10 protein-coding genes are annotated in these 11,625 nt (G+C 58.8%); 5 read left to right on the top strand and 5 right to left on the bottom strand.

What is annotated here, in order from left to right; genetic code table 11:
- Positions 1-528: 528 nt before the first annotated feature.
- From Q7L05_RS09370 to Q7L05_RS09350, 5 genes are all read right to left on the bottom strand, one after another.
- Complete coding sequence (locus Q7L05_RS09370) at positions 529-981, bottom strand: ligand-binding protein SH3 (protein WP_303905299.1); 453 nt, start codon at positions 979-981, stop codon at positions 529-531.
- 617 nt (positions 982-1,598) lie between these two features.
- Positions 1,599-2,972, bottom strand: coding sequence for a DegQ family serine endoprotease (locus Q7L05_RS09365; RefSeq protein WP_303905296.1), 1,374 nt, complete (start codon positions 2,970-2,972; stop codon positions 1,599-1,601).
- Between the two features lie 191 nt (positions 2,973-3,163).
- On the bottom strand, positions 3,164-3,487 hold the full coding sequence (locus tag Q7L05_RS09360; RefSeq protein ID WP_303905294.1) for a chaperone modulator CbpM: 324 nt from the start codon (positions 3,485-3,487) through the stop codon (positions 3,164-3,166).
- Positions 3,488-3,491: 4 nt separating this feature from the next.
- Complete coding sequence (locus Q7L05_RS09355; RefSeq protein ID WP_303905291.1) at positions 3,492-4,463, bottom strand: DnaJ C-terminal domain-containing protein; 972 nt, start codon at positions 4,461-4,463, stop codon at positions 3,492-3,494.
- Between the two features lie 82 nt (positions 4,464-4,545).
- A complete protein-coding gene (locus tag Q7L05_RS09350; protein WP_303905288.1) occupies positions 4,546-4,977 on the bottom strand; it encodes an Hsp20/alpha crystallin family protein in 432 nt (143 codons plus the stop codon).
- A 459-nt stretch (positions 4,978-5,436) separates the two neighbouring features.
- On the opposite strand from Q7L05_RS09350, the gene Q7L05_RS09345 reads away from it, so the two are divergent.
- From Q7L05_RS09345 to Q7L05_RS09325, 5 genes are all read left to right on the top strand, one after another.
- The gene (locus Q7L05_RS09345; RefSeq protein WP_303905285.1) at positions 5,437-8,916 is read left to right on the top strand and encodes an adenosylcobalamin-dependent ribonucleoside-diphosphate reductase; all 3,480 of its coding nucleotides are present in this window, start codon (positions 5,437-5,439) and stop codon (positions 8,914-8,916) included.
- A complete protein-coding gene (locus tag Q7L05_RS09340) occupies positions 8,903-9,124 on the top strand; it encodes a hypothetical protein (protein WP_303905282.1) in 222 nt (73 codons plus the stop codon). Before Q7L05_RS09345 ends, Q7L05_RS09340 begins: the two co-directional genes overlap by 14 nt.
- A gap of 252 nt (positions 9,125-9,376) precedes the next feature.
- Positions 9,377-10,081 carry a TSCPD domain-containing protein gene (locus tag Q7L05_RS09335; protein WP_303905279.1) on the top strand — a complete coding sequence of 235 codons (705 nt, stop codon included), beginning with the start codon at positions 9,377-9,379 and terminating at the stop codon, positions 10,079-10,081.
- A gap of 230 nt (positions 10,082-10,311) precedes the next feature.
- Positions 10,312-11,022, top strand: coding sequence for a hypothetical protein (locus Q7L05_RS09330; RefSeq protein WP_303905276.1), 711 nt, complete (start codon positions 10,312-10,314; stop codon positions 11,020-11,022).
- Positions 11,023-11,092: 70 nt separating this feature from the next.
- On the top strand, positions 11,093-11,527 hold the full coding sequence (locus Q7L05_RS09325) for a DUF4279 domain-containing protein (RefSeq protein WP_303905273.1): 435 nt from the start codon (positions 11,093-11,095) through the stop codon (positions 11,525-11,527).
- Positions 11,528-11,625 lie beyond the last annotated feature (98 nt).

Raw genomic sequence — 11,625 nt, 5'->3', positions numbered from 1 at the left:
ATTGCCGCGTCGCTGGGGCTCCTCGCAATGACGGCTGAACGTTCGTCACCGATTCTGGGCCGCGTAGCGGCGGGTACGGCTCGCAATGACGGCTAAAGGTTCGTCACTGATTCGGGCTGGCCAAGCAGGGGGTACGACTCCTGATGAACTTGCCCTCGCTGTCATTACGAGGACGCCTACATGGATGTAGGTGGTAGAGCGACGCAGGATGCCAAAGCCGAGCCCCGGCGACGAAGTAATCTCCTGCTCCCAAAACCCCAGATTGCCGCGTCGCTGGGGCTCCTCGCAATGACGGCTGAACGTTCGTCACCGATTCTGGGCCGCGTAGCGGCGGGTACGGCTCGCAATGACGGCTCAATGTTCCTCACTGATTCAGGCAGCCGCGCCAGCGGCGGGCGGTGCTCGCAATTACCGAGGGAGGTGACTCGCAACTTCTGCTGACGAGCCAAAAAAAAAGAGGCGCCTTCCGGCACCTCGAAAAAGCCTCCGGGGGAGAGGCTTGGGGGTGTTGACCGATGGTGCCGGCTGCTAGCCGACTGCATACATCTGCTTGGCCTTCTGCGCTTCGCGGGCCTCCTCAGGGGAATAGGCGGCGCCGGACCAGAGCATTTCGTAGGCGATTTCCTCGTTGCCGTTTTCGCACAGCGCCAGCACATCCTTGAAGAGCGGCTGGAAAGTGTCGGATTTGTGCGACTCCTCATGCTCGTTGAAGCTGTTCCAGAAGGTGATGATGAGTGCCTCCCTGCCTTTCATCGGGCTCTCCACCGTCTGTCCGGCCGTCGAACCTTCATTGGAGATCGCGCCGCTGTTCAGCGCGACGAAGCCGCCGACGAAACCGGTTTCGGAGTGGTAGGTCTTGACGTTTTCACAGAGCATCGCCACGCGCTCTTCGAGGTCCTCGACGCTGTATTCCGGTTTGAGGATTACGCGGTTGAGCGTCACTACACCGTTGTGGGGGAAGTTGTTGATCAGGCTTGCCATATCTGCACCTCCTGTCGGTTCCAGGTGAGAAGTAATTAATAACCGACTTATTTGCTAATATATATACCTCACAAGATTTGTCAACTATCCCCATAGATAAATTTTGGGCCAAGTAGATGGCCCCGACTCCATCCTCAATGCCCGAATGGCAGAGTCGCCCCGTGTGGCCCATCCGGACCCTAGGGCGCATTCTTTAAATGCACCAATGGCAATGCCCCCCTGAAGAGCTCAACGATTCATCCCTTGAATTTTGAACCACGGGGTACACGGGGCGCACGGGGAGAAAATAACCCGAAAAACTTGTTTCACCCCGTGGTTAACCGTTCTTCAGTGATTCGGGTCTGCGCAGCAGGGAGATACGACTCGCAACTACCGAAGGAATGAATGCTGCCCCGGCTCAGTCCCATCCGCGGCACACCGGAGGTAGGGAGCATTCTCCAAATGCGCCGAGCCAATGTCTCCTGAAGAACTCAACGATTCACGCCTCGAATTTTTGAACCACGGGGAACACGGGGCGCACGGGGGAGAAAATAACCCGGTTTCACCCCGTGGTTACCCGCTCTTCAGTGATTCGGGTCTGCGCAGCCGGGGGATACGACGGACCGCTCCTGCGGCGGCTAGCGAATCAGCAGGTACAGCGCACCGTTGCCCCGGACGATATTCAATAGCAGGCCGTCGCTACCCTTCACAGCCTTTTCCAGCTCCCGAAGATTGGTCACCGACTGGCGATTGGCCTGGGTGATCACGTCGCCGGGACGTAGCCCGGCCTGCCAGGCGGCCTTGCTGCGGTCGACCTCGGTCACCAGTATCCCCTCTACTTTGCCGGCGAGCCTGGAGCTTTCGGGTATGTTGCCGAACTGGGCTCCGGCAAGGCGCGGGTGTAGCTTCTGGCCCTCGATCGCCGCGGTTGCAGGTTCCCGGATTATCGCCTCCAGGGTCCGGGTCTCGCCATTGCGGACCACCTTCAGGCTTACCCGTTGGTCAATCCGCAACAAGCCGATGGCATTGCGGACATCGGTGGCATCGCGGACCGGGCGGCCATTAACCGCCACTACCACGTCGCCGGCCGCCAGCCCCGCTTTGTCCGCGGGGGAACCGGGTTCCACCCGGGTGACGACTGCGCCGGGCTGGCTCTTCAACCCGAAGGCCCGGGCCAGCTCAGGGGTCAGATCCTGTGCCTGCGCACCCAGATGGCCGCGGCGGACCTCGCCGTATTCCACCAGCTGTTCGGTTATTTCGCGGGCCATGTTGATCGGTATGGCGAAGCCGATACCGATATTGCCGCCGCTCTGGGAGAGAATGGCGGTGTTGATGCCCACCAGTTCGCCGCGCAGATTGACCAAGGCACCGCCCGAATTGCCGGGATTGATGGAGGCATCGGTCTGGATGAAGTCTTCATACCCCTCGATGCCCAGTCCCGAACGGGAGAGGGCGCTGACCATACCGGAGGTCACCGTCTGGCCCAAGCCGAAGGGATTGCCGATGGCGACCACGAAATCGCCCACTCTGAGCTGGTCGGAATCGGCAAAGGGCAGGGCGGTGAGACCATCCTGTTCCACCTTGAGCACGGCCAGATCCGAGTCGGGGTCGGACCCTACCAGTTCGGCCTGAAGGGTCCGCCCATCCTGGAGATTCACCGCGATCTCCACGGCCCGGGCAATGACGTGGTGATTGGTGACCACATAGCCATTTTCCGAATCGATGATCACACCGGACCCCAGGCTTTGAGCGTAACGTTCGCGGGGTTCGGGGACGTCAAAAAAGTGCCGGAAGAAGGGATCCGAAAACAGAGGGTGCTGGCGCTGCAGGATCCGCGTGCGGGTAAAGATATTGACCACAGCGGGAACCGCACGCTCGATCATCGGAGCCAGCGTCGGCAACGGCTCACCCTGACTGTCACTGGCAGGTAGTGCTGCCATGGCGCTGTGTGGAACAAAACCGAACGAAAGCAGTGCGGCGGCCGCGAATGCCGCCAGGGAGACTCGTTTCATGATCAACCTTTCTGATGATTAACCTGAATTTGAATTCACCGCGCAGGCCGGTGCAGGCCAGCGGATCGGACCCTTGTCCCGCGGTGTTACCTCTTCACGGGTTCTTCTATATCCCTGTTAGAAACCAGAGACAGCGGCCTGCGGCTGAAGTTCCGGGATTTTTTACCACAGTAACTGCAAAGGGGTCCCGGCTACCGCTCCTCCAGCCGCTGTTCGAGGGCCCGGACGCGGTTACGCAAGCCCTGGACCTCATCAAGCAGGTCCAGGGCCAGGGCGATACCCGGCAGGTTGATTTCCATGTCCTGCTGCAGTCGCCGCGCCGTCCGGACTCGCTGGACCACAGTGGCGGAAAAGGACCATTGGATCGGCTCCTCGCCGAGGGGTTCCAGCAGGCCCTCGTCCACCAACTGAATAACGTATTCCGCACTGACGTCACAGGCCCGGCAGACCTCGCCGAAAGTCAGCCGATCCTCTTCTTCCAGTACGGTGACGGTCAGGTTCTTGCGCTGCGTCATCGTGTCAGTCTCCCAGGTGTGCCCTCGGGTCGAACGGCATCTCAAGCGCCATCTTTTTGTAGAAGTCCCGCTTGGCATCGGTATCGGCGGGCGGGGTCATGATTTCCAGTATGACGTACTGATCGCCCGGCGGCTTGCCTGGTATACCGCGCCCCCGGAGGCGCAGCTTCTGTCCGCTACGGCTACCTGCGGGAATGCTCATCCCCACCCTGCCGCCGAGTGTCGGCACCTTCACTTTGGCGCCCAGCGCCGCTTCCCAGGGTGTAATCGGCAGATTGAGATAGAGATCTTTGCCCTCGGGGTGATAGAGGGAATGAGGTTCGAAGTGCACCTCCAGATAGAGGTCGCCCGCTTCGCCTCCCGCCGTTCCCGGCGAGCCCTGTTTCGGCAAGCGGATCTGCCGTCCTTCGGTGACTCCCGGCGGGATGCGTACCCGTAGCGAGCGGGTGGTGGTGACCACCCGGCCCTGGTGGTCGACCTGCGGGCTATCCAGCCGGATGAGTTTTTCTCCGCCGTGATAGGCGTCTTCCAGCCGAATGGTGACCTTGGCGTGATGGTCCTCGCCGCGAACACGAAAACCGCCGCGTGCGCCACCGGTTCGTTGTCGAAAGCCGCCACCAAACGGACTCCCGGCACCAAACATGTTTTCGAAAAAGTCGGAGAAATCCCCCTCGCCACCTCTGGCACCGGTGAAACCGCCGCCGGAGAACTCAAAACCGGAATCCCAGCCGGGAGGAGGCCGAAAATCCTGCCCCGACTGCCAGTTACTGCCGAGGCGGTCATAGGCGGCGCGCTTCTCCGGGTCCTTGAGCACCTCATAGGCTTCACCCAGCTCCTTGAAACGCTCCTCGGCATTCGCCTCCTTGCTGACGTCGGGATGGTATTTGCGCGCCAGCTTACGATAGGCCCGCTTGATTTCATCCTGGGACGCGTCGCGTTTGACGCCGAGGATTTTGTAGTAGTCCTTGTATTCCATGAAGACAGCGCTCTGGAGTCTGGCAGCAAAAAGCATAAAACCGGAGCGGGCCGGGGTTTCCCGGCGCCGCCCGGCAAAGAGTCTAGCCCTCGACAGCGATCTTGCGGGGCTGGACCTTCTCGTGCTTGGGGATATGCACGGTCAGAACGCCATTTTCGCACTTGGCGGCTATTTTGTCCGTATCGGCCGTATCGGGCAGGGTGAAGCGACGGAAGAAGTTGCCGTAGGCGCGCTCCATCCGCTTGTAGCCCTCGCGGGCCTCTTTTTTCGAGGACTCGCGCTCCCCCTTGATGGTCAGCATCCCGTTTTCAGCATGGATATCGATCTCCTTGGGATTAACGCCGGGGACATCTGCATGGATGGTGAAGCCATCCGGCTCCTCCTTGATATCCACTGCCGGCGCCCAGTCGCTGGTGGACATCGGGCTTTCACCTTCGCGGCCTTCATACATGCGATCCATCTCGCGGCGGATCTGGTCCAGCATGTTCCACGGGTCGTACTGTGTCAGTGCCATGGTAGTCACCTCCTCTGAATAAACGGGTATTCTCCGGATATAGGTACAGCCGAGGGCGACTTCAAGCCCCTGTAAAAAGGGTGGGTTCCTGGCGGCCGGGGGCCTCCAGATGGGCTGCGAAGAGAGTTAGCGAGGACTCACTCGGCGTGAAACATGCCTTGGAGCGCCGACATCAGGGACACAACATATTGGGTTTCGGGCCGATTTTGAAAAACTGCCAGGGATTAGCAGCTCCTAGCTGCGATTCCTACAGTGGATTCTTCGGTAGGTTCCGTAACTCGTTGATTGATAGTTATTATATGTTTTGCGCTATCGTGCGCTAATCGGCATCCCGCAGGTTGACACCCTCCCCGTTAAGTCCTAACCTACATTGTATCGCCACAATATCTTGTGGTTAACAAATTCAATTGCCTAACCACCTCGCAGACACAACAAAAAGGATTTAGGGGGACATCACCTGTGACCAAGTCCGTTCAGCTTAAGGCCGTCAAATCCACGCAAGTGACCGAAATTCCTTTCCAGCCGGCCTCGCTCGACATCTGGGACAAAAAATACCGCCTCAAGACCAAAAGCGGCGAAGTGATCGATCAGCAGCTCGACGACACCTTTAAAAGGGTCGCCCAGGCCATCGCCGAGGTCGAAGAGAGCGACTCGAAAAAAGAGCACTGGTACGAACGATTCCTATGGGCGCTGCGCCATGGTGCCATCCCCGCCGGCCGCATCACCTCTAATGCCGGTGCCCTGGCCTACAAACCGGCCACCTCCACTATCAACTGCACCGTCTCCGGCACCGTCCGCGACTCCATGGACGACATCCTGCAGAAGGTGCACGAGGCGGGCCTGACGCTGAAGGCCGGCTGCGTCGCTCCGGACACCCGTGTGGTCACGGACCGGGGCGTGACCACTGCTCGTGAAGCCGTCGAGCAGCGCCATGGCTCGATCCTTTGCTATGACCGCGAGAAGCAAAGCTTCGAGATGCGCGAAATCGAGCGGCACCTGACCACCCATGTGGCCCGGGCCGAAAATATCGAAATCGTCTCCAACGGCACATCCCTCAAGACCTCGATCAAGCACCCGGTGCTGGTCTACCGCGACGGACACCTTGTCTACGTTCGGGCAGATGAGGTTCAGGAGAGTGACGGTCTGGTTCACCATCGGTTTGCGTGGGAAGCCGATAAGACGAACGCCTTGCAGTCGTGGTTCGCCGGCTCCCATCTCGGCGACGGCAGCGCGTATGAGAAGCGCTTCGACTACAAACCCAGCCGTGCAGCCTGGGCGGAAAAGGCGCGGGCTGCCGGTCGCCGGCTTACCTTCAAGATCCGCGCCGCCGAACGGGAAGTGGTCGAGCGTTATGCCGATTTCTTTCAGGCCTTTTGTGGTGCTCGCGCACAGGTCGTGGCGACAGCCACTGCGACGGGAACGCCGGTGTGGGACTATACCGTGGCGAGCTTCGAGGCCAGCCGGGCCGCGGAATTCATCGACGGACAGATCGGAAAGAAAACGGTCACTCTCCGGGTTCCCGCCTGGATCGCCGCCCATCCCGAACGCCATTTCCTGCCCTTTCTGGCCGGATTGATGGATACCGACGGTACGGTAAGTGAGGAGCACGGCAGTGTCATCCTTGCCACTCGGAACGAGGCGTTCGCGGAGGAACTGCGGGGCCTGCTCGCCCTGTTCGGGGTGCACGGGGCCATTACCCGGCGCAAACCTCGCGAGCATGTCTGGCAGGGGAGCGTGATTCGCGACAGCGGTGGCGTGATGCTCAAGATCTCCGACTCGGAGTTCCTGAAGTGCGTGGCCGAATACATGGCGGACAGCGGCAAGCGTCGACGCATCGTTGAAAACGCCTGCCAGGCGGGGCAGTACGACCGTTATGTGATTCCTTCGCAACTCCAGGAAGCATTGGCAAGGGAAGCCGAATCGCTGGGGCACAAAGAGCGCCAGCGGCTGGGCTTTTATCATGGCTATCATCGCAGATCGACGGTAAGCCGGATTTGGCTCACCCGTTGGTTGCAGCGCTTTCCTCATCTGGCTTCGTTGGTCCGGTTTGCGAAAACCCTGCGACCTGTCGAGGCCATCCGCAGGAACCTGGATTTGCCGGAGACCTTCTACGACTTTACCGTCGAGGGGCATAACAACTATCTGGCCGGCGAAAACGGCCTGATGGTCATCCATAACTGCGGCATCGGCTATGAATTCAGCACCCTGCGTCCCAAAGGCGCCTTCGTCGCCGGCGCCGGCGCTTATACCTCCGGTCCACTCTCCTTCATGGATATCTACGACCGGATGTGCTTCACCGTCTCCTCCGCCGGCGGCCGCCGCGGCGCGCAGATGGCCACCTTCGACGTCGGCCACCCGGACGTCATGGACTTCATCCGCGCCAAGCGCGAGGACGGTCGGTTGCGCCAGTTCAACCTCTCGCTGCTGGTCACCGAAGAGTTCATGGAGGCCGTAAAGGCCGAAGCGATCTGGAAACTCGCCTTCCCGCTCACCGCCAGGGAGGTCGAGATCGACGCCATCGATATCGAGGATCCGGAGCAGGTGGTATGGCGCGAATGGCCCACCAACGACGAGTTCCTCACCAACGGTGAAGGCCTGGTGGCCTGCAAGGTCTACAAGAGCGTCCCGGCCCGCCGGCTGTGGGACCTGATCATGGCCTCCACCTACGACTTCGCCGAGCCCGGGTTCATCCTCATCGACCAGTACAACGAGATGAACAACAACTGGTTCTGCGAGAACATCCGGGCGACCAACCCGTGCGGAGAACAGGGACTCCCACCCTACGGCGCCTGCCTGCTCGGCTCGGTGAATCTCACCAAGTTCGTACTCGACCCCTTCACCGACAAGGCCCGCTTCGACTGGGAGAGCTACCGCGAGGCGGTGAGCGTGTTCACCCGCATGCTCGACAACGTGGTGGAGATCAACGGTTTGCCGCTGCCCGAGCAGCGCGCCGAGATCGAAAGCAAGCGCCGTCACGGCATGGGCTATCTCGGCCTCGGCTCCACCCTGACCATGCTGCGCATGGAGTACGGCGATGAGGGTTCGCTGGAGTTCACCGAGCGGGTCACCCGCGAACTGGCCCTGACCGGCTGGCGCACCGGCGTCGAGCTGGCGAAAGAGAAAGGCCCCGCCCCGATCATGGAGCAGGAGTTCGCGATCACCGCCGACCTGCTGCGCCGCCGCCCGGAGCTCAAGCGCGACGGCATCAAGGTGGGCGATAAACTGCCCGGCCGGGTCCTGCACGCCAAATACAGCCGCTACATGCAGCGGGTCGCCGAGGTGGAGCCGGAACTGGTGAACGAGATGGCCGAAACCGGCTGCCGCTTCACCCACCACAGCTCCATCGCCCCGACCGGGACCATCTCCCTCTCGCTGGCCAATAATGCCAGTAACGGTATCGAGCCCTCGTTCGCGCACAAATACTCGCGCAACATCATCCGCGAGGGGCGCAAGACCAAGGAGAAGGTGGACGTACTCTCGTTTGAGCTGCTCGCCTACCGTGAACTGATTAGCCAGGCGGCCGACCCCTATGCCCAAGAGGACGACAAGAAGCTGCCCGACTATTTCATCACCGCCGAACAGGTGACCCCCAAGCAGCACGTCGACATCCAGGCCGCGGCCCAGAAGTGGATCGACTCCTCCATTTCGAAGACCGCCAATGTCCCCACGGAGTATCCCTTCCAGGACTTCAAGGACATTTACCTGTACGCCTACGAAAAGGATCTGAAGGGCTGCACCACCTTCCGCTTCAACCCCGAAGCGTTCCAGGGCGTACTCGTCCAGGACAAGGATCTGGAGGCCACCACCTACCGTTTCGAGCTCGAAAACGGTAAGACGATCGAACTGAAGGGCAATGAAGAGGTGGAATACGACGGTGAAATGCACACCGCCGCGAATCTCTACGACGCGTTGAAGGAGGGCTACTATGGCAAGTTCTAACTTCGAGATCACCCTGTCCCGCTTCCGGGCCCTGGATGGAAAAGAACTCGAAGTGGTGGGCTTCGCCGAGCGCGCCTCCGAAGAGAAACCGGAGTACGTCGTCGCCCGTCACCGCGACAACAAGCGTCGCATCGGCGTCTACGAAGACCGCGCCGAGGCCGTCGATGCCCTGACGTCGGACTTCGGTCCGCTTCGCCAATTCGCTTGAAAAGAAAGTCGCACCGCAGAGACGCAGAGTTCGCAGAGGAAAGGTAGGAAACCTGCGAGCCGCGCCCCGGTTCCCTCTCCCTCCGGGAGACGACTGCAGGGACGCAGGAGGTAGAGCAACGCAGGGAGCAGTTGCCGAGGGTTAGGGTGAGGGAGATCAAGAAAAACGCGAAGCCACAAAACCACCAAACAACGTAAAACCGAGACAACAGCACGGCCGCCATCCAGGGGCGGCGTAGAGGAAAAAAGGAAAATGACCGTAAAAATCGAAACCAAGATCGTCGGCTACGGCGTCGTCAAAGAGGAAGAGGACAAGCCCGCCCCCAAGGCCGCCGAACCCAAACAGGACGAAACCCACGCCAACGTCGTCCACCTTACCGAAGAGCTCGAGCGCCCCGAAATGTTGCTCGGTTCCACCTACAAGGTGAAGACGCCCCTCTCCGAGCACGCCCTGTATGTCACCATCAACGACATCATCCTCAACGCCGGCACCGATCACGAACTGCGCCGCCCCTTCGAGGTCTTCATCAATTCGAAGAACATGGACCACTTCCAGTGGATCGTCGCGCTGACCCGCATCATCTCCGCCGTGTTCCGAAAAGGCGGCGACGTGACCTTCCTGGTCGAAGAGCTCCGCTCCGTGTTCGACCCCAAAGGCGGCTACTTCAAGAAAGGTGGCAAATACATGCCCTCCCTGGTGGCCGAGATCGGCGACGCCATCGAAGGCCACATGCGCATGATCGGCCTCATCAAGGACGAAGGCCTCGACGAACACCAGAAGGCCCTCATCGCCGCCAAGCGCAAAGAGTACGAAGGCGCCGTCAAGGACGCCGAGGCCAAAGACCCGGGCGACTTCCCCGATGGCGCCCAGCTTTGCGGCAAGTGCCAGACCAAGGCCATGATTCAGATGGACGGGTGTTTGACGTGTTTGAATTGTGGGGATTCGAAGTGCGGGTAGTGAGGGTGCACTGAAAGGGACAACGGGTTAAACGCAGAAAACGCTAGACGCTGAGGACGCGGAGATGGGGAGAGATAGTCGGGACAAACTGAATTGATGAGAAGCCGGACTTCGCACCGAAGGTGTTGGGGGTTCGGCTTTTTTTTCGGGTTTTGGCCGGAAAAGCGTGTGTTATATGGAATCCGTGCGAAGCATGGTGGATAAATGCTTAGATGTCAAATGAATAAAGAATGACAGATACACGGTGGGCAATATATATCGACATCGAAGGGTTTGGTTCACTATACGACCAAACTATGAGGGCGATTTTACCTTTAAATGCACTGATGGAGGGTATTTACAGAATCGGCGAGAAAAAATACAACGATGATGTATCGCGTTTATTTGCTCATCAATTCGGTGATGGGTTTGTAATAGTCAGTTGTTTTGAGGAGAAATTACTTGATCGTTCGGCTGCGATTGCAATTTCATTAATGAGGCATGTTCTGGCTTTAGGTGGCATCGCGAAGGCATCAATTTCAGAAGGTGGATTCTCTGGTATTAAGGGCTGCTATCCAAGAGCCATAATCGATAAAGAGAAAAGCGGCTTCGTGCCGATGGGAGCTGGATTAATGACAATAATTCCTGTTATGGGTACTGCTCTAATCAACGCCATTGGCCTCGATAAAAGAAGCCCTTCGGGCTCGTTACTTATTATTGATGCAACTAATGAGAATCGCATTTCAACGGATTTCGCTTGTCGCGAAATAGAAAATGGGCTCGTGTCGATTAATTGGTTAAAAGGCAATCAGAACCTAGTTTCAGAAATATGTGATGATGCGGGATTATCTAACCATTCTGAGCCAGAGCGTGAGTCTTTGCTGAAGAAATATATAAATAGCAATAACTTGAAACCCAAATGGGTAAGAACCACTTGCTATGAGCAAGGGGTATTCATTTAACAAAGCCTTCCAGCGGACGCAGTCGCTAGCGCGCCTGCTCCGCTGAAGGCAACGTTAGGCATCAGAAGAGATGGCGCACCTAGACCGTTCAGTAGCAACCCTAAGGTTCGCGGGAGATGATCTGCAACCCGCTGAAATCTCCGTGCTCCTCGGACATGCCGCGTCAAAGGAACAGGTCAAAGGAGAAGTGTTTGTTGGGAAGGTAACCGGGCGCTCACGCACTGCCAAAACGGGGATGTGGCGCTTGGAGGCAACGGATGCAACCCCCGACGATCTTGACGGGCAAATAGCAGAGTTGCTCGGAAAGCTCACAGGCAATCTCAGCGTCTGGGCGCAAATTTCAACAAAGTACGATATCGATTTGTTCTGTGGTCTTTTCATGAAGTGCAGCAACGAAGGACTGTCAGTCTCGGCCGAGTCCCTCAAGGCACTTGGGGAGCGAGGAATAGAGCTCAGCTTGGACATCTACGGTCCAGATGAGCCTGAGGAGAAAGAAAATGCCTAACGAGCCCATCAACTCCGACAGCCAAAACCTACGCTCCTTCGTCGCTCCGCTTTCGGCTGCGGGTTATGGGCAGCGTGTGCTGTGGAGCAAGGGGGCGA

The organism is Thiohalomonas denitrificans (assembly GCF_016841685.1).
In the GTDB taxonomy this organism is placed as follows: Bacteria; Pseudomonadota; Gammaproteobacteria; order Thiohalomonadales; family Thiohalomonadaceae; genus Thiohalomonas; species Thiohalomonas denitrificans_A.
Note: the sequence above shows the minus strand (reverse complement) of the source record. Positions and strands in the feature narration are given on the sequence as shown.